This is a genomic window from Actinomycetospora rhizophila (assembly GCF_042657905.1).
GTDB classification, from domain to species: Bacteria; Actinomycetota; Actinomycetes; order Mycobacteriales; family Pseudonocardiaceae; genus Actinomycetospora; species Actinomycetospora rhizophila.
Window position 1 is genome coordinate 214,638 of sequence record NZ_JBHSKG010000007.1, and the last position, 18,095, is coordinate 232,732.

The 18,095-nt window shown below is 74.8% G+C and carries 16 protein-coding genes; 6 read left to right on the forward strand and 10 right to left on the reverse strand.

The annotated features are described in order from the left end of the window. Nucleotides 1-15: 15 nt before the first annotated feature. Both ACFPK1_RS15740 and ACFPK1_RS15745 read left to right on the forward strand, forming a co-directional pair. Nucleotides 16-258, forward strand: coding sequence for an acetyl-CoA carboxylase (locus tag ACFPK1_RS15740; RefSeq protein ID WP_274282304.1), 243 nt, complete (start codon nucleotides 16-18; stop codon nucleotides 256-258). Further along, entirely contained in the window at nucleotides 255-1,652 is a 1,398-nt protein-coding gene (locus ACFPK1_RS15745) for an acetyl-CoA carboxylase biotin carboxylase subunit (protein ID WP_378021870.1), read from the forward strand. The genes ACFPK1_RS15740 and ACFPK1_RS15745 overlap by 4 nt, the downstream gene beginning before the upstream one ends. Here the strand turns inward: ACFPK1_RS15745 and ACFPK1_RS15750 are convergent. Beyond that, on the reverse strand, nucleotides 1,612-2,469 hold the full coding sequence (locus ACFPK1_RS15750) for a methyltransferase domain-containing protein (RefSeq protein WP_378021871.1): 858 nt from the start codon (nucleotides 2,467-2,469) through the stop codon (nucleotides 1,612-1,614). The genes ACFPK1_RS15745 and ACFPK1_RS15750 overlap by 41 nt on opposite strands. A 192-nt stretch (nucleotides 2,470-2,661) precedes the next feature. Here ACFPK1_RS15750 and ACFPK1_RS15755 point away from each other — a divergent pair, with 192 nt between their 5' ends. Together ACFPK1_RS15755 and ACFPK1_RS15760 are read left to right on the forward strand one after the other, a co-directional pair. Beyond that, nucleotides 2,662-3,468, forward strand: a complete 807-nt coding sequence (locus ACFPK1_RS15755) for an alpha/beta fold hydrolase (protein ID WP_378021872.1) — start codon at nucleotides 2,662-2,664, stop codon at nucleotides 3,466-3,468. Next, entirely contained in the window at nucleotides 3,465-4,439 is a 975-nt protein-coding gene (locus ACFPK1_RS15760) for an LLM class flavin-dependent oxidoreductase (protein ID WP_378021873.1), read from the forward strand. The genes ACFPK1_RS15755 and ACFPK1_RS15760 overlap by 4 nt, the downstream gene beginning before the upstream one ends. 24 nt (nucleotides 4,440-4,463) lie before the next feature. Here ACFPK1_RS15760 and ACFPK1_RS15765 read toward each other — a convergent pair whose 3' ends face one another. The 6 genes from ACFPK1_RS15765 to ACFPK1_RS15790 all read right to left on the reverse strand — a co-directional run bounded on the left by ACFPK1_RS15765 (nucleotide 4,464) and on the right by ACFPK1_RS15790 (nucleotide 11,870). Then, nucleotides 4,464-6,209, reverse strand: coding sequence for a DUF2272 domain-containing protein (locus ACFPK1_RS15765; protein ID WP_378021874.1), 1,746 nt, complete (start codon nucleotides 6,207-6,209; stop codon nucleotides 4,464-4,466). Between the two features lie 19 nt (nucleotides 6,210-6,228). Further along, nucleotides 6,229-7,554: a hypothetical protein gene (locus tag ACFPK1_RS15770; protein ID WP_378021875.1), complete on the reverse strand. Its 1,326-nt coding sequence runs from the start codon at nucleotides 7,552-7,554 to the stop codon at nucleotides 6,229-6,231. 12 nt (nucleotides 7,555-7,566) lie between these two features. Then, on the reverse strand, nucleotides 7,567-8,088 hold the full coding sequence (locus tag ACFPK1_RS15775; protein WP_378021876.1) for a hypothetical protein: 522 nt from the start codon (nucleotides 8,086-8,088) through the stop codon (nucleotides 7,567-7,569). Between the two features lie 26 nt (nucleotides 8,089-8,114). Beyond that, complete coding sequence (locus ACFPK1_RS15780; protein ID WP_378021877.1) at nucleotides 8,115-9,368, reverse strand: hypothetical protein; 1,254 nt, start codon at nucleotides 9,366-9,368, stop codon at nucleotides 8,115-8,117. Next, entirely contained in the window at nucleotides 9,361-11,592 is a 2,232-nt protein-coding gene (locus ACFPK1_RS15785; protein ID WP_378021878.1) for a hypothetical protein, read from the reverse strand. The genes ACFPK1_RS15780 and ACFPK1_RS15785 overlap by 8 nt, the downstream gene beginning before the upstream one ends. Before the next feature lie 71 nt (nucleotides 11,593-11,663). Next, nucleotides 11,664-11,870 carry a hypothetical protein gene (locus ACFPK1_RS15790; protein ID WP_378021879.1) on the reverse strand — a complete coding sequence of 69 codons (207 nt, stop codon included), beginning with the start codon at nucleotides 11,868-11,870 and terminating at the stop codon, nucleotides 11,664-11,666. Nucleotides 11,871-12,025: 155 nt separating this feature from the next. On the opposite strand from ACFPK1_RS15790, the gene ACFPK1_RS15795 reads away from it, so the two are divergent. Further along, nucleotides 12,026-12,796, forward strand: a complete 771-nt coding sequence (locus tag ACFPK1_RS15795) for an AfsR/SARP family transcriptional regulator (protein ID WP_378021880.1) — start codon at nucleotides 12,026-12,028, stop codon at nucleotides 12,794-12,796. Between the two features lie 6 nt (nucleotides 12,797-12,802). On the opposite strand, the gene ACFPK1_RS15800 is transcribed toward ACFPK1_RS15795, so the two are convergent. Next, nucleotides 12,803-13,567, reverse strand: coding sequence for a LamB/YcsF family protein (locus ACFPK1_RS15800; RefSeq protein WP_378021881.1), 765 nt, complete (start codon nucleotides 13,565-13,567; stop codon nucleotides 12,803-12,805). Between the two features lie 11 nt (nucleotides 13,568-13,578). Continuing rightward, nucleotides 13,579-14,865 (reverse strand): aminotransferase family protein, encoded by a 1,287-nt coding sequence (locus ACFPK1_RS15805; RefSeq protein ID WP_378021882.1) that lies wholly within the window; start codon nucleotides 14,863-14,865, stop codon nucleotides 13,579-13,581. Nucleotides 14,866-15,012: 147 nt separating this feature from the next. Between ACFPK1_RS15805 and ACFPK1_RS15810 the strand changes: the two genes are divergently transcribed. Next, complete coding sequence (locus ACFPK1_RS15810) at nucleotides 15,013-16,665, forward strand: phytoene desaturase family protein (protein ID WP_378021883.1); 1,653 nt, start codon at nucleotides 15,013-15,015, stop codon at nucleotides 16,663-16,665. On the opposite strand, the gene ACFPK1_RS15815 is transcribed toward ACFPK1_RS15810, so the two are convergent. After that, the gene (locus ACFPK1_RS15815) at nucleotides 16,620-18,059 is read right to left on the reverse strand and encodes a lipase maturation factor family protein (protein WP_378021884.1); all 1,440 of its coding nucleotides are present in this window, start codon (nucleotides 18,057-18,059) and stop codon (nucleotides 16,620-16,622) included. The genes ACFPK1_RS15810 and ACFPK1_RS15815 overlap by 46 nt on opposite strands. Nucleotides 18,060-18,095: the final 36 nt, after the last annotated feature.

The window sequence follows — 18,095 nt, forward strand, 5'->3', positions numbered from 1 at the left end:
TCAGGAGGGGGTCTCGTGGCCAGCCACACGATCACGTCCCGCACGCCCGGTGTCTTCTACCACCGGCCCTCGCCGGACGCCGATCCGTACGTGACCGAGGGGGCCTCGGTGTCCGAGGGCGACACCGTCGGCCTCGTCGAGGTCATGAAGACGTTCCACGAGGTGAAGGCGGACGCGGCGGGCACCGTCAGCCGCTTCCTGGTCGAGAACGAGGACGAGGTGACGATCGGCCAGGACCTGGTCGAGCTGGAGACGTGACGGCACGGAGCGGAGCGGAGCTGCCGCGTCGGAGCAGCCTGCGGAGTGTCCTCGTCGCCAACCGCGGCGAGATCGCCCTGCGCGTGGTGCGGGCGTGCCGGGAGCTGGGGATCCGCGCGGTCGCCGTCTACTCCGACGCGGACGCGCAGGCGGCCCACGTGCGGATGGCCGACGACGCGGTGCACCTCGGCAAGTCGGCGGCGTCGAAGAGCTACCTCAACGCCGACGCGGTGCTGGAGGCCGCGAAGTCCGCGGGTGTCGACGCGGTGCACCCCGGCTACGGCTTCCTCTCCGAGCGCCCCGCGTTCGCCGCGGCCGTCGAGGAGGCGGGGCTGACCTTCGTGGGCCCCCCGTCGTCGGTGATCGCGACGATGGGGGACAAGGCCGCCGCCCGGGCGCTCGCGCGCTCGGCGGACGTGCCGGTGGTGCCGGGCAGCGACGAGGTCGCGTCGGTCGACGACGCCGTCGCCGCGGCCGAGGAGGTCGGCTACCCGGTGCTGGTCAAGGCGTCGGCGGGCGGGGGCGGGCGGGGCATCCGCCCGGCCGCCACCGCCGACGAGCTGCGCACCGTGGTGGTGGAGGCGCAGCGCGAGGCCGCGTCGGCGTTCGGGTCGGACGCGGTCTACGTCGAGCGCGCGCTGCAGGGGCCCAAGCACGTGGAGGTGCAGGTCCTCGCGGACACCCACGGCAACGTCGTGCACTGCTACGAGCGCGAGTGCTCGCTGCAACGGCGGCGCCAGAAGATCCTGGAGGAGGCGCCGGCGCCGGGCCTCGCGCCGGCGGTGCGCGAGGCGGTCTGCGACGCCGCCGTGCGGCTCTCCCGCGAGGTCGGCTACGTCGGCGCCGGCACGGTGGAGTTCCTCGTCGAGGGCTCCGGGGACGCGGCCGAGTTCTTCTTCATCGAGATGAACACCCGCATCCAGGTCGAGCACCCGATCACCGAGTGGGTCACCGGCCTCGACCTCGTCGCCGAGCAGCTGCGCATCGCCGGCGGCGCACCGCTGTCGGTGACCCAGGACGAGATCGTGTGCCGCGGCGCGTCGATCGAGTTCAGGGTGAACGCCGAGGACCCCGACCAGGACTTCCTGCCCTCCCCGGGCGAGGTCACCGGCCTCGAGCTGCCGGGCGGGCCGGGCGTGCGCGTCGACACGGCGCTGATGGCCGGCGACGCCGTGCCGCCGTTCTACGACTCGCTCGTCGCCAAGCTCGCGGTGTGGGCGCCGACGCGCGAGCAGGCCCTGGCCCGCGGGCGCCGGGCGCTCGCCGAGTACCGCGTCGACGGCCTCCCGACCACCATCGGCCTGCACCGCCGCCTGCTCGACGAGCCGGCCATGGTCGACGGGACCTACGACATCACGACGCTGGAGACGTGGCTGGCGGGACCGTCGCGGTGAACAGGTAGTAGCCGATCGCGCCGAAGAGCCGGTCGTCGCGGTGCAGCGCGTCGACGGTCGCCGTCCAGCGGTGGCCGTCGGCCGCGTCGATCGCGCCCGCCGTGGCGGCGGCCTCCCCGATGCCGCCGAAGTACTGGGCGGCGAGGTCGGCGGAGAAGACGACCATCCGGCTGTCGACCTCGACGTCGGTGAGCCCGCGATCGAGCAGCTCGCCGCGCAGGTCGCGCACCAGGCGCGGGTTGACCACGGCGGTGTCGGCCTCGTGGGCGAGCACGGCGCGGACCAGCGCGGCGTCCCCGACGTTGACGGTGTTGGTGTCGAAGTCGGGCTCGATGATCGCGATCCGTCCGCCGGGGCGGGTCACGCGGACGAGCTCGGCGAGCGCGCGGGCCGGGGCGTCGAGGTAGATGAGCACCCGCTCGGCGCGGGTGACGTCGAAGGTGTCGTCGGGGAACGGCAGTTGCTGCGCGTCGCCGGGGACGAAGTCCACGTCGAGGCCGGCCTCGGCGGCGCGGCGGCGGGCCTCGGCGATGAAGTCGGTCGACAGGTCGATGCCCGTCACCGCGCCGTCGGGGGCCACGAGCCGGGCCAGGCGGAGGGTCTCGAGGCCGAAGCCGCAGCCGACGTCGAGGACCCGGCGGCCCGGGCCGGTGTGGGTGCGGTCGCGGGCGAGGACCTTGAGCTCCTGGAGCAGCGGGAGGGCGTCGAACGCCACCAGCGCCGCCTCGTAGGTCGACTCGGCGGAGTGGTCGATGTCGGTGAAGTCGTGCAGCGAGATCGCCGGCGCGTCGGGCTCCGGTGTGTCGGGTGCGGCCACGGCTCCTCCGGATGCTCCTCGGTGACCCGGGTCACGCTAGCGTCGTCGGGGTGGGAACGGATCACCTGCGGGACGGGGACCGCCAGGTCGCGCCACGGTCGTCGGTCGTGCGGCCGGGGTCCTCCGGAGCGTGAGCGGGGCAGTACTCGCTGGTCGTTCCGTGGTGACCTGGGTCACGTTAACGTCGTCGGGATGGGCACGGAGGTGGATGTCCTCGATGCGGGCGCGGGGCCGCCCGTCGTGCTCCTGCACAGCTCGGTCAGCGGCAACCGGCAGTGGAAGGCCCTGATCGCCGAGCTGCGGGACCGCCACCGCGTGCTCGCGATCAACCTTCTCGGTTACGGGTCGACGCCGCCCTGGCCCGGCGACCGCCCGCAGCGCCTCACCGACCAGGCCGCGCTCGTGCACGCGGTGCTCGACGGGATCGACGGTCCGGTCGCGCTCGTCGGCCACTCCTTCGGCGGCGCGGTCGCGATGCGCGCGGCGGTCGAGCTGGGCGACCGGGTCGGGGCACTGGTGCTGCTGGAGCCCAACCCGGTGGCGCTGCTGCGACGTGCCGGACGCGACGACGCCTTCGTCGAGGCCTGCGCGCTGCGCGACCACGTCCAGGGTCACGGCGCGTCCGGGACCTGGGCCGACGCCGCCCCGCGCTTCGCCGACTACTGGCTCGGCGACGGCGCGTGGGACGCGATGCCGGAGACGCGGCGGGCGGCGTTCGTGGCCGCGCTGCCGCCGAACCGCCACGAGTGGGACGCGGTCACCGACCCCGACCTGATCCTGGACGACGTCGCGCCGACCGGGGCCCCGACGCTCCTCGTCCACGACCCGGCCACGCGCCGCCCGATCCGCGAGCTCGCCGAACTGCTCGCCGCGGCCCGCCCCGGGTGGCGGGTGCACACCCTCGACGGCGGCGGGCACATGGCGCCGCTCGTGCGCCCGGACCTCGTCAACCCGGTCGTCGCGGCGTTCCTGGCGGCGGCGTTCCTGGCGGCGTCGTGAGCGGGCTCGGGGTCGGCCTGACGCCGATGGAGACCCGCCGCGACGTCGTCCTGCACGTGGCGCGGCGCGCCGAGGAGCTGGGCTACGACAGGTTCTCCGTCGCCGAGGCGTGGGGGTGGGACGCGGGCGTGCTGCTCGCGGAGGTGGCCGGCGCGACCGAGCGGATCGGCCTCGGCATCGGCGTCATGAACACGTGGGGGCGCAGCGCGGCGACGATCGCGATGCTGGCGGCGAGCGTGAACGCGGTGTCGGGCGGGCGGTTCCGGCTCGGTCTGGGCGCGGGCAGCCCGGCACTCGCCGAGGGCCTGCACGACGTCCCGTTCGACCGGCCCGTGGAGCACCTCGCGGCCGTCACCGTCCAGGTCCGGCGGCTGCTGCGGGGCGAGCGCCTCGAGCCCACGACCGGCGCGAAAGGCCTGCGGCTGGGCGTGCCACCGAGCCCCGGTGTGGCCCTCCACCTCGCCGCCCTCGGCCCCCGCTCGATCCGGCGCGCGGGCGAGCTCGCCGACGGGTGGGACCCGTTCTTCGTGCCCGTCTCCGGCCTCGGGCGCCTGTGCGAGGGGCTGCGGGAGGGCGCGGCGCACGCCGGGCGCGACGTCCCCGTCGTGTGTCCCGCCGTCCCCGCCGCGGTCGCCGACGACCCCGCCCTGGCCCGCGCCACCGCGTCGTGGTGGGTGGCCTTCTACCTGACCTCCATGGGCCCGCTGTACCCGGCGACGGTGCGCGCACACGGGCTCGGCGAGGCGGTCGACGAGGTCGTCGCCGCCAATCCGACGGGGCGCACGACCGACGTGCCCGGGAGCGCGGACGTGCTCCTCGACGAGCTCACGATCCACGGCGACGCCGCGCAGGGGCGCGCCGCCCTCGAGCGCTGGCGCGCGGCCGGCGCCGAGGAGCCGGCGATCGTGCTGCCGCCGGGGCGGCCCGTCGAGGAGCTCGACCACGTCCTCGAGGCGCTCCGCCCCGCGTAGCGCTCGCCCCGGCGACGGCGGCACTCAGCCCGGCGGGTCGCCGGGCGGGACGCCCCGGCCGCCGAGGACCCGGGAGACCTCGTCGCCGGTGTCCGGCCCGACGACGCCGTCGGGGGTGAGGCCGCGTCGACGCTGCCAGCGGGCGACCGCGCGGGCGAAGGCGGCGCTCGTCGGCGGCGATCCCGCCGCGCCGGCGAGCCCGGTCGCGGCACGGTGTCCCGGCCAGTGGACCGCGCCGGCGTACGAGGAGTTCAGCCGGACCGCCCGGACGAGCGACTCCTCCTCGAGCTCCTCGTCCTCGAGCTCGCGCTGGGTGCCCGTGCCGTCCCGGACCTTGACGACGGCGAAGATCCGGCACGTCTCGTTCGGCTGCTGGGGGAGGAGGAACCCCTGGGCGTCGAGCTGGAACGTCTTGGCCTTCACCCGGTCGCTCACGTTCCCGCCGACGGCCGTGATGCGCCGCGCGGCGCGGTCCACCGACGTCACGACGTCGCAGTGCGTCGCCCACGCCGTGCCGTTGTCGATCGTCGCGTAGGTGACGCCCCCGCAGCCCGCGCTCCCGGCCCGGTCGGCACACACGAGGTCGCCGAGGTCGGGCGTGATCTTCTCGACCGGGTAGGCCCAGAAGGGGTTGGCGGCGTCACCGGCCTCGGCGTTGCGCTTGGCCGCGCTGACGTACACGCGGTGCGCGGTGCTGTAGCAGAAGGAGGGGCCCGCCCCGGCCTGGCTCATGACCCAGCTGATGAACACCGCACTCCACGGGTGGCTGCCCTGCCAGCCGCTGCTCTGCAGCTCTAAGGCGGTGGGGACGGCCCCGCTCGGGATGGCGCGGTAGTACTCCTGCAGCACGGCCGTCATCGCCGGGTCGGTCTCCGTGCGCGTCCCCCAGCGCGCGGGCTCGCGCTGCGCGACCTCGACGATCCGGGCCCGGAGCGAACCACTGGTCGGCGCGGCCGTCGGGGCCGGCGGCCCGTAGGTCCGGCCCGGCGTCGCACCGCCGCCCGCGCGGTGGGCGTCGATCGCGGCGACGTCCCGGCGGGCGGCGTCACCCGTTGCGTACGACCAGCGCGCCCACTCCTTGCGGACGTCGACGTGGGCGTACGTCCCGCCGATCCCGATCCCGAGGGTGCGTCCGCAGGCGTCGAGGATCGCCTTGGCGAGATCGAGGCCCGACATGCCGGCGACGCTGATGTCCGCCGCCTGCCCGCTGCAGTGGCGGCTCGCGGTGGGGGTCTTGCCGCGGGCGCGGTAGAGCTCGACGTTGCGCGCCCACGACCGGTATCCCGAGCTCACGATGACCGGTTTGCCGACACGATCACGGACCGATTGGAGGCAGCGCACCAGCGCGGGGTCGATGCGGGCGACGTCGGCCGCCCGCCCGCCGCTGCTCACCAGCTCGCCGACGGTGAAGTTCGGCGCGAGCTTCCGGCTCCGCACCGCGGCCCCGGTGGCGAGCAGCGGCAGCCCGGTGTCGTGCGGGTCCCAGTGCTCCTGGCCCTTGCCCGTGGCGCCGGTGGCCGTGGCCAGGGTCAGCCCGGACGGGAACGCCTCCTCCTCCACCGGCGCGGCGGCGAGCTCCCACTCGGCGAGCTCGACCTCGCCGGACTCGCCCTCCTCGAACTCGCCCTCCTCGCTCAGCTGCTCCGGCTCCTCGCCGGCGGGGCGGAACACGCTCGGTGCCGCACTCCAGGCTGCGTCCGGCGCCGCCTGGACCTCGTCGGTCGGCCCGGCGAAGGACTCGGCCCAGTCCCACGTCAGCGGTCTGGTCATGGTCGGCTCCCGGTGGGGTTCAGAGACGCGCGGGTGGGCGGACGCCGTTGGTCCCGGCCACCGGGGCGACCGGGGGTCCGGTTCCGTTGGTGGACGCGGTGCTCACCGGCGCGGCGGGTGCCACGGGCGCGGAGGTGTCGTGGAGTCGGAGGGGCTGCGCGGGCGCCGCGGGGCCGTGGGTGCGCACGTCGGCACCCTTGATCACCTGTCCGGTCGCCGACTGCCAGAGGTCGATCAGCCGGTTCATGGTCTCGCGCACGGCGGGGGACGGGGACGCGCTGCGGTAGAGCAGCTCGGCGTCGGCGGCGTCGTTGAACCGCCCGGCCTCGATGAACATGAGTACCGGCGACACCAGGTCGGCCAGCTCGAAGAGCTCCCGGGCCCGGCGCGGTGGCTCGATACCCACCCGCTGGGCGATGCGGGCGAGTCGGTCCGCGGCGTTTCCCGCGGCGCCGACGCCGGCCTGGAGATCCGCGACGACACGATTGTCGGTCTCGACGAGCAGGTGGAACCAGCTCATCGTGACGACGTAGGTGAACTCCTCGCGGGCGAGCATGCCCGCGCGTCGGCGCATCGCCATCATCTCCTGAAGCGTGCGTGCCAGGTACGCGATGTAGGAGCTGTCGGTCGGGTTGGCGCCGACGGCGTTGCTGTCGTTCTCGATGGCGACCCAGACCTGGCGGAGGAAGTCGATCCAGACGGTGCCGAAGCCGAGGTTCGCGGTGGGACCGACGTCGGTCTTCCACGGCTGCCCGTCGACGCCGGAGGGCGGGTGCGGCAGGTCCATCCCGAACATGCGCCAGTAGGCGTTGCGGCGATTGAGCCGGTGGTCGGGGCGCAACGTGCTCACCGTGCTCGTCACGGAGAACAGCGGCGGGTCGCGGAAGAACAGTTCCTCGGTGGCCCGCAGCCAGCTGTAGGTGACGTCGGAGACCGCCTCGAGGGTCTCGCCCACGGAGTAGCGACGAACGACCTCGCGGGTGACCTCCGCGACCCCGGTGCTCTCCACGAGGAAGGCGTAGACGAGGTGGTCCCACGGCAGGGCCACACCGGGGACGATGCCGAGCGCCGGCGGCGGCGAGAACTGCCCGGGGACGTCCACACCGGAGGGCAGGGTGCCGAGCAGGCCGGTGCCCGGCTGGGTCGGCAGCGCGACGCGCTGCACCGTCGTGGCCGTGACCCCGGTCGGGCTGGTCCCGAAGCCCGGCCAGCTCGCCTGGCCCCCGTGAGCCCACACCTCCTCGAGCCAGCGACTGAGCTGCAGGGGATGGATCGTGTAGAGGCCGTCGGCGTTCGGGGGATCGGTGACGGCCGGGGCCAGCAGGCGGGCGAGTGTCCGGAACATGGTGGTCCCTCCTCAGCGGACGACGGACGACGTGGCGTGGGGTGCGGGATAGCCGATGAGCCGCTCACCGCCGCCGTCGAAGGCGCGGAGCCGGACCACCCCGACCGGGGTGATGTCCTCGTGCCGGAACACCTTCCGGTCGTGGGTCGCCGCGTTCACCTTGATCCGCCAGATCTTCTTGCGATCCGCGGAGAAGCCCCCGATCTCCGTCATCCCGGCGGGGAGCGGCGCGGTGAGCTCGAGCCGTTTCGACGCGAGCGTCGCCCACTCGAACCGCCCGGGGAGGTCCTCCTTGCGTGGTCGGCCCAGCTCGCGGACGAGCGCCCGGAAGTCGTTCTCGATCGTCAGTTGCTCCGGCGTGAACGGTCGTCGGTCGGAGGTGCTCCGGCCGTTGCGCAGGAAGGTCGTCAGCGCGGTGATGGCCTGCTCGATCCCGCTGAGGTCCGGCAGCGCCGGCGTCGCGGGCGGTGTGGTCGCGGGTGGGGTCGCGGGTGTCGTCGGCTGCTGGCCGCCCGAGGCGCTGGGTGAGGTCATGGTGGGTCCTTGTCGTCACACGGTGGTCAGGCGGCGGCGGGGGTGCGGTCGCGGCCGAGTCGGCGCAGCCACCCCTCGAGGTCGACGTCGGCGGCGTCGTCGGCGTGCAGCGTGCGCAGCACGGTCCACGCGAGGACCCGCATCGGTTCCAGGCGCTGCAGGTAGGTCGAGGTGTAGAGCGCCGGGCCGGCGGAGTCGGCGAACCGTCGGAGCTCGGCGGGGGCCACGCGCCGCGGGTCGACGAGCGCGGCGAGGGGACGGTCGCCGAACGCGCGCATCGACGTCGCCGTGCAGGCCTCGACGATCTGCGGCAGCAGCGGCGTCGACGCCCGCGTGACCAGGGCTGCCTCGGCCGGGGCGGCGTGCAGCGGGTGGCGGTGCATCCAGGTGCGGGCGAGGTCGTCCCAGGGCCCGGTGCCGTACCAGGAGCGGCACAGGGCGGCGTTGAACAGGACCCGCAGCAGACCGAAGGGGTGCGGGTCGCCCGGAGGCATCCGGTACACGGCGTCCGTCGTGCCGTCGACGACGTCCGCGAGCGCCGGGACGGGGGCGTAGCCCGTGAGCACGAACGCCACGACGTCGGCCGCGACCTCGCCGGCCCAGCCCTGCCACGTCTCGGCGGCGACCGGGGAGGCCGGGGCGAGGACGTCGTGCAGGGTGCGCCCGAGTTCGTCGGTCCAGCCTGTGAGGTGGGCGATCTGGTGCCCGCACTCGTGGAGCAGCGACGTCGGGCGGAGCAGGTTGTGGCGGGTGATCTTGACGGCGGCCGCCGGCGAGACGGACGCGTCCCACAACCGGACACCCGACCGCAGGATCGACGCCCCGAGGCCCTTGTCGAGGTACACCAGCACCGGTGGGACGGGGATCCCGAGCGGACCGAGCACCCGTTCCATGGCGTCGACGGCGAGCAGGTCGAGGCCGCGCAGGACCTCGGCGAGCCGAGGGTTCGTCCGGGTGTTGACGGCGTCGCCGAAGAAGTCGACGACGGTCTCCGCGCGGACGTAGGCCTGTCGCAGCGCCAGGACCCGTCCGCGCAGGCGGGGCAGATCGGCGGCGCCCGCCGAGAGCTGCGCGTCGAGCTGGTCGGCGCGCCGGGCCACCGACCGCGCCGACGCCGTGAGCGCGGCCCGCACGCCGGTCCCGAGGTAGGCCTCCAACCCGGCCCACGCCGCGGGCGCCGCGACCATCTCGAGGTCGCCCAGCTCGTGGGCGGCGAGCCGCCAGTGCCGCAGCTCCGCGGCGAGCTGGGCGCGCACGACGTCGCCGGAGGGCTCAGCCACCGGAACCCCAGCCCGGGGTCACCGTCACCGTGGGCGCGGACGGTGTGCCCTGCAGGCTCTCCGCGGTCACACCGGCGAACTCCGCCCGGACGGTGACGCCCTGAGCGGCGTCGCGGACGGCGGCCGTGAACTGTGTGGTCTGACTCTGCAGCGCGCCCGAGAGTGCGGTGTCGAGGACGGTGGTCAGCGCCTCCGCGGCGGTCTTGCCCGCCTCCGCATCCGCGACGAGCTGCCGCGCGAGCAGTGCCTCCGCGAGGCGCGGGCCGAGGGCCTTCCGGTGGACCTGCTGGAGCATCCGCAGGGCGCTGGGCAGGTCCGGGCCCTCGGGCCGGGTCAGCAGCGCGAGCACCTCCTGGGCCTGGCGCTCGGACAGGCGCAGCGCCACCAGCAGCCGGGGTGGGGTGCTCGTCGTGTCGATGCGGACGCCGACCCGGACGCGGGGCCCCGCGGCGGCGCGGGCGCGCCTCTTGGCCAGGCGCAACCGGACGAACCGGCGTCCCGGCGCCGGCCGTGCCCGCCCCGCGGTGCGGCGCCGCGAGGCGGGCCGGCCGAGACCCGGTTCGCCCAGCAACAGCCCGGCGAGCTCGGGGGTCAGCGGTTCGACCTCGTCGGCGCCGGCCTCGCCCTCGGCGCGCAGCGTGTCGTCGTGCCGGAGGTGGCCGAGGTGTCCTCCCGGGAGGAGCTCGTACAGGAAGGCCTCGGCCTCGGCGGGCCAGTGCTGCACGCCGCGGTCGAGCAGGTGCGTCTCGAGAGTGCCCCCGTCGGACCACGGCACCGTACGGGCCACCGGCCGGCTCACCCGGACGACGAGCGGCCGGGCGTACCGCAGGAAGCGGTACCGCGGCGCGGCCGCCCGCGGCATGAGCACCCAGACGCCGGCGGGATCCTCCGACTCCCGCTCGGGCAGGTCGGCCCGCAGCAACGCCCCGGGCAGGTGCGCGGCCGCCGCCTCGGCGAACGACTGCTGCACCGCCGCGTCGAGAGCCAGCCGATCGTCCTGGATCGCGGCGGGCAGCGTGAGCACACGCCGGGCGGTCTCCTCCACGGTGGCGGCCAGGGCCTCGCCGGCCACCGCCGTCTCCTGTCCGGGCGGGACCTCGAGGCCGATGAGGCTCATGCCGACGTCGACGATCGGGCGCGCGATCTGCTTCGCCGGCTCGCTCCCGACCTGCGCGCGCAGGAGGTCGGCGATGCGCTCCGCGATGAAGTCGACGACCCGCTGCCGACCGATGATCGAGATCCCGAGCTTGATGATCGGGAGGGCGGCCATCACCGCCGGCAGGAACTGCTGGATCTCCGGCTTCGGGTACGCCCCGGCCGGCATCTCGGTGAGGCGGCGGCCCAGCTCCTGGCGTGCGGTGTCGAGCTCCCCGACGGGGTCCCCGGCCTCGGCCGACGCCTCGGCCGCGGCCTCGCCGAGCAGGTTGTCCGCCGTCGCCTCGTCGGGAGCGAGCGCCAGGTCCGCCACCCGGTGGTCGAACTCCGCAGCGAGGTCCTCGGCCGCGCTCGCGGCCTCTCCCGCGGTGATGCCCAGCTTCTTCGCGACCTGTCGGGCGATGGGTCGCACCGTCTCGGGCAGGCGGTTGATGGCCGCCTTGAGGACGCGGGTCAGCAGGGGCCGCACCAGGCCGGCGAGCTTCTTGAGCAGCGCGCCGACGGGCAGCACCTTCGAGACGGCCGCGATCCCCTTCTTGGCGACCTTCACGACGCCCTTCACGAGGTTGCCGGCCTTCTTGAGCAGGCCGCCGAGGAACTGGTCGACGGCCACCCGTCCGACCTCGTCGGGCTCGGGCGTCCAGCTCTCGAGCAGGGTGTCCAGGTCGCGGGCGGGCATCGTGGCGAGGTCCTCGTCGCCGAGGCGGGCCGCGAGCCCGTCGAGCATCCGGTCCGAGCGCTGCGCGATCGCCTCGGTCCAGCTGGTCAACCCCAGCTGCGTGCTCTCGCCGGCCGACCAGGACGTCTCGCCCTGCAGGTGCACCGCGGCCGCCTCGTCGACGAGCTGCGACACGGCATCGGTGAACTCCTCGTCGTCGAGCTGCTCGAGGAGCTCGGACGACAGGTCCTCGTCGTGACCGGGGACCTCTCGGGCGCCCGCACCGAACGGGGAGTCGAGGGGGCCCGACGGAGGCGCGGGCGGTCGGGCCTCGCCGCCGGCCGGGACCTCCAGTCCCGCGAAGCCCGCGAACGGGGACTGCAGCTCCGGTACCGCGCTGGTGACGCTCATCGCCGTCCTCCTCCTCCCGGTCCGGCCGGGTGCTCGCGGCGGAGGATGCGGCGGGTGTGTGGTCGCGGGCGTCAATCCGACGTGGTCGGCCCCGTGGGTGCACTCGTCAATTCGTGCAGCAGGACCGCGAGGGCCCGGCACGCCTCGTCGACCGAGCCGGCGGCGACGCGGCGCACCGGGGCCGGCGCGCCGGACTCGGCGACGAGGAGAACGGCGGCCACACCGGCCTCGTGCCGCCAGGCACGGACCACGACGAGGCGCCACGGCTCGGACTGCATGGTCCGCACTGTCGAGCCCGGACGTGCCCGCCGCCGTCAACACCCCGTTCGACGCAACGGTGGATTGACGCTCATGAAGACGGGCGGTCGATAATCAGACAGTCGCGAATGTTGCGGACGGGGGGCTCGCGATGCGGACGAGTTGCCGTGTTGCCATGCCTCCCACGACCCTCCGTGTTCACCTGCTCAACGGCTTCCGCGTCGACGTCGGTCAGCAGGAGGTGCTGCTGCCGGCGCATGCGCAGCGCGTCCTGGCCTATCTGGCGCTCTCGCGTCCGACCGCCGGGTCGCCCTTGCGTCGTACGCCGCTCGCCGAGCTCCTCTGGAGCGACGGCACCTCACAGCGTGCTCAGGCCAGCCTGCGCACGTCGCTGTGGCGGATCCGTCGCGCGCACGCCGGGCTCGTCGACGCCGATCGTGAGCGGGTGCACCTCGGGGAGGACGTCGAGGTCGACGTCGAGCGCAGCCTCGCGCAGGCCGATCGGCTGCTGAGCGCGGAGCGCGAGCTCGAGGCCCGCGACACCGCCATCGCGGACCTCGTCGCGGACCTCCTGCCCGGCTGGGAGGAGGACTGGCTGCTGCTGGAGCGCGAGCGCATCCGGCAGGTCCGCATCCACGCCCTCGAGGCCCTGGCCCACCGGCAGTGCCGTCTCGGCCGGATCGTCCCGGCGCTCGACGCGGCCTACGCGGCGATCGCGGCCGAGCCGTTGCGGGAGTCGGCCCACGCAGCCCTGATCGAGGTCCACCTGGCGCAGGGCAACGTCGTCGAGGCCAGGCGCCAGGTCGAGCGGTACGCACGTCTGCTGTGGGCCGAGATGCGGCTCCGGCCCTCCGAGGCGCTGGTCGCCCGGGCGTCGGCGGACGGTGCCATCCCCTCGCCCCGCCCGTCCCCGGAGGGCGCGCGGGCGACCTCCCGACCGTCGTAGCCGTCGTCAGCCGCGCAGCAGCTGAACCGCCGGGACCCGCTCGACCCCGAGGCCGTCGAGACGCCGCACCAGCGTCTCGGCGATCTCGACCGCGTTGGGCCGGTCGCCGTGCAGGCAGATGGTGTCGACCTCGACGTCGAGACGCTTGCCGGAGTTCGAGGTCACGTGCCCCTCGAGCAGGTCCACGGCCTGCTGCGCGACGGCGTCGGGGTCCTTCGCCTTCGGCTCGGGCTCGACGATGATGTGCCCCTCGTCGTTGTACTCGAGATCGGCGAAGCCCTCGCGGGCGACGGTCGCGCCCAGCGAGCGGGCGAGCTCCGCGGTCGGCCCGGCGAGCCAGAAGATCAGCAGCTCGGGGTCGAGGCGCAGCACGGCCTCGGTGATCGCGGACGTGATGTCCGGGTCGGTCAGTGCCATGCCGTACAGCGCGCCGTGCGGCTTGACGTGCACGACCTCGGCGCCCTCCGCGCGAGCCGTCGCCTGCAGGGCGCCGGTCTGGTAGAGCACGAGCTGCGCGGCCTCGTCGGGGCGCAGCGCCATGCGCCGGCGCCCGAACCCGACGAGGTCGGGCAGCCCGGGGTGGGAGCCGATGGCGGTGCCGGTGGCGACGGCGGTGCGCACCGAGTCGCGCATCGTCACCGGATCGCTCGCGTGGTAGCCGCAGGCGACGTTCACCGAGGTCACGTGGGGCATCAGCTCGCTGTCGTGGCCGAGCTTCCAGCGTCCGAGGCTCTCGCCGGCGTCGGCGTTGAGGTCCACACGGGTCTTCATCGCTCTCCTCCTCACGCGCCGGGTGCCGACGGCACCGGCGACTGGACGGGCAGGGAGTCCAGACCGGCGCGGATGCCGTCGGCGAGCAGGGCGATCTCCTCGTCGCCCACCACCAGCGGCGGCGACACGGCGACGCCCTTGCCGAGCCCGCGGACGAGCACGCCGGCCTTGCGGGCGCCGCGCAGCAGGGCGTTCGGGGCGTCCGGGACGGTGTCGAGGACCTCCTGCTCGAGCTCCACCGCGGCGAGGAAGCCGAACCCGGCGCGCACCTCGTGGACGTAGGGGTGGGACACGAGCGGGGCGAGCGCCTCGAACAGCGGCGTCTCCAGCTCGCGGCCGCGCTCGATGAGGTTCTCGCGCTCGTAGATGTCGAGGGTCACGAGGCCGGCCGCGCAGGCCGTCGCGTGGCCCGAGTAGGTCGGGCCGTGGCGCAGGGTGCGCTCGCCCGGGGTGGTCCACCACGGTGCGGCGACCTCGCCGGAGACGATCACGCCGCCGAGCGGGAGGTAGCCGCTGGTGACGCCCTTGGCGAAGGTGATCATGTCGGGGCGGATGTCGCCGAAGCGCTCGATGCCGAACCAGGTGCCGAGCCGGCCGAAGGCGCAGATCACCGCGTCGATCACCAGCAGCACGCCGTGGCGCTTGCACAGCTCGGCGACGCCCTCGATGTAGCCGTCGACGGGCAGGTGCACCCCGCCCGCGCCGGTCACGGGCTCGATGACGAACGCCGCGATCCGCTCCGGCCCCACCTCGGCGAAGACCTTCTCGACGCCGTCGAGGTCGTGCAGCGGGGCGACCGTGTTCTCACCGGCCAGCACGCCCCAGTTCTCGCGGTTCGGGGGGATGCCGGTGATCGAGGTCCCGTAGCCGTGGGTGCCGTGGTAACCGGTCTCGCGGGAGACGACGTGGGTGCGCTGGCTCTCGCCGCGCGCCTGCCAGTAGCTGCGGGCGATCTTGACGGCGGTGTCGATGCCGTCGGCGCCACCCGACCCGAAGAAGACCTTCGCGTCGTCGACGGGGGCGAGGGCGGCGAGGCGGTCGGCGAGCTCCAGGGCCGGACGGTTCGCGATGTCGGCGAAGCACGAGTACGCCTCGAGCTTGGTCATCTGGGCGATCGCGGCCTCGGCGATCTCGCGACGACCGTGGCCGACGTTGCAGTACCAGAGGCTCGCGGAGCCGTCGAGGTACCGCTGCCCGGCCTCGTCGTAGATCCAGGGGCCCTCGCCCCGGTCGACGACGAACTCGTGGCCGTCCACGGCCGCCATGTCGGAGAACGGATGCCACAGGCGGGTGCTCATGCGCCGGATTCTCCGGGTTCCGCGCGCTCGACGGCACCCCTCGACAGCAAGATCGCCCCTGGTGCTCCCTCCGCCCGATGTGACACAGGGGTGGACGGAGCACTCCCGGGTCGCGTCGATGGTCGTCGGACGGGGACCCTGGGCGACGTGACCGGAGCCGACCGCCTGACCACCGCCGCCGAGACCGTCGACGCCGTCGTCGTCGGGGCCGGCCACAACGGCCTCGTGGCGGCGAACCTGCTGGCCGACCGCGGCTGGTCGGTCCGCGTGCTCGAGGCGTCCGACGCGCCGGGCGGGGCGGTGCGCACCGAGGAGATCACCGCCCCGGGCTGGCGCAGCGACCTCGGCAGCGCCTTCTACCCGATGGGCATCACGTCGCCGGTGCTGCAGGGCCTCGACCTCGGCGCCCACGGGCTGGCGTGGCGCCACGCCCCGGCCCCGCTCGCGCACGTGCTGCCCGACGACCGCGGCGTGCTGCTCTCGCGCGACGTCGACGTCACCGCCGCGTCCGTGGACCGTTTCGCGCCCGGCGACGGCGACGCGTGGCGCCGGCTGGCCGACGAGTGGCAGCGCCTGCGCGAGCCGCTGCTCGCCGCGTTCCTCGGGCCGTTCCCGCCGGTCCGCGACGCGGCGCGGGTGCTGCGGACGCTCGGGGGGCCGGACGCGCTGCGGCTGGCGCGGCGGATGCTGCTGCCGGCGACGCGCTTCGGCGAGGAGGAGTTCGGCGGCGAGGGCGCGCGCGTGCTGCTCGCCGGCAACGCCCTGCACACCGACCTCGGGGTGAACCAGACCGCGAGCACCGCCTTCGGCTGGCTGCTCTCGATGCTCGCCCAGGACGTCGGTTTCCCGGTGCCGGAGGGCGGGGCGCGGGCGATCACCGACGCGCTCGTCGCCCGGCTCGCGCAGCGCGGCGGCACCGTCGAGTGCCACCGTCCCGTCACCCGCGTCCTCGTCGAGGGCGGCCGCGCGGTCGGGGCGGTCGACGCCGCGGGCGGGCTCGTGCGCGCCCGGCGGGCGGTGCTCGCCGACGTGCCCGCGCCGACGCTGTTCAGCGACCTCGTCGGGCACGAGCACCTGCCCGCCCGGCTGGTCGACGACCTCGCCCGCTTCCAGTTCGACGACGCCATCCTCAAGGTCGACTGGGCGCTGTCGTCGCCGATCCCCTGGACGGCGCCGGAGCCCCGGGAGGCGGGCACCGTGCACCTCGGCGGCGACACGGCGGGGCTCGTCGACTTCGGCGCCGACCTCGCCACCGGCCGCATGCCCGCGACCCCGTTCATGCTGCTCGGGCAGATGACGCTGTCCGACCCGCTGCGCTCGCCCCCGGGCACCGAGTCCGTCTGGGCGTACACCCACCTCCCGCAGGGCCGGCAGCACAGCGAAGCCGAGCTGGACGAGCAGGTGCGGCGGATGACGGCGGTGATCGAGCGGCACGCGCCGGGCTTCGGCGACCGCGTCGTCGCCCGCGCCGTCTCCCGCCCCGGCGACCTCGAGGCCCGCGACCCGTCGCTGGTCCGCGGCGCGCTCATGGCCGGGACGGCGCAGATCCACCAGATGCTGGTCTTCCGTCCGACGCCGGGGCTCGGCCGGCCCGACACCCCGGTCGACGGGCTCTTCCTCGCCGGCGCCACCGCGCACCCGGCCGGCGCGGTGCACGGCGCGCCGGGGGCGAACGCGGCGCGCGCGGCGCTGGCGCGGGCCGGCCGGTTCGGGGGCGTGTACGCCGCCGGCATCCGCGCCGGGCACCGCCTCGTCTACGGCGCCGCCGACTCCCGCGGCAGGGTCCTCGCCGGCAGGTAGTCGCCGATCAGCTCGCGGTGCCACCACGCCCCGGTCTCCCGGCGCTCGGCCCGGGTGGTGAAGCGGTAGCGGAAGAGCCGCGCGCGGACCCACGCGGGGCGCTCGCCGTCGAACGGGTCGCGGCGCAGCAGGCGCAGGGTCGGCGCGTCGGCCTCGAGCAGCCGGTCGAGCAGCGCCGGCAGCCAGCTGCGGGCCATGCGCGGTGCGAGCGGCGCGAACCACATCAGCCAGTCCAGCCGCCGGTGGTAGGGCGCGACCTGCGGCGGGCGGCGGTACGGGTCGCCGGGCTTGGAGCGGAAGTCGTACTCGCGCCAGACGGCCGCGTCGGGTGAGTCGCGACCGTCGGGGTCGTCGGTGCCCTCGAGGACCACCTCCTCGCGCTCACGGGTCACCGACCCGAACGCGCCGTAGCTGTTGCCCAGGTGCACCGGCGTGATCCCGGCGTTCATCAGCTGGCGGCCGCTGGCCATGTTGAGCACCGGCCACACCGACAGCGCGAGCATCAGCAGCGTCACCGCGAGGACGACGACGGCGAACCACGACGGGAGCGGGCCGGGCACCGGGAGCGGGAGCCGCCACCAGGAGTCGTCCACCGCCGCGAACGCCAGCGAGATGGTCAGGAAGTTCAGCCAGGCGAAGTTCCCGCTGCTCACCAGCCACCCCTGGGTCACGACGACGACCGCGGCGGCGATCGACGCGACCGGCTGGGGGAAGAACAGCAGGAACGGGACGACGAGCTGGGTGACGTGGTTGGCGAGGACCTCGACGCGGTGCAGCGGGCGGGGCAGGCGGTGGAACCACCAGCTCGTCGGGCCGGGCAGCGGCTGGGTCTCGTGGTGGTACTCGAGGCAGGTGAGGTCGCGCCAGCAGGGGTCGCCGCGCATCTTGATCAGGCCGGCGCCGAACTCGACCCGGAAGAGCAGCCAGACCAGCAGCCAGAGGATCGGCGCGGGCGGGGCGACGTCGGCGGGCCCGAGGAAGGTCACGAGGAACCCGGCCTCGAGCAGCAGCGACTCCCAGCCGAAGCCGTACCAGACCTGGCCGACGGTGACGATCGACAGGTAGAGCACCCAGAGCAGGCCCCACAGCGCGATGCCCGCGCCCAGCGGCAGCACGTCGGTGGCGCCGGCCAGGGCGGCCAGCGCGAGGACGAGGCCCGTGCCGGCGACGACGCGGAAGAGCGGGTCCGAGTAGCGCAGGTGGAAGACACTCGGGTGGCGCCGGAACGTCGTGCGCGCCAGGAACCGGGGGATCGGCGTCAGCCCGCGCTCGCCGAGCAGCGGGCGGAACTGGGCGAGCGCGACCGTGAACGCGATGACGTAGACGAGCGCGACGAGGTGCTGGACCACCCAGCGGGCGGTGACGTGGTCGGGCGCCGCGAGCCAGTCGAGCACCGGGGCCTCCCTGTCGGGACTGTGGACCCCGACAGG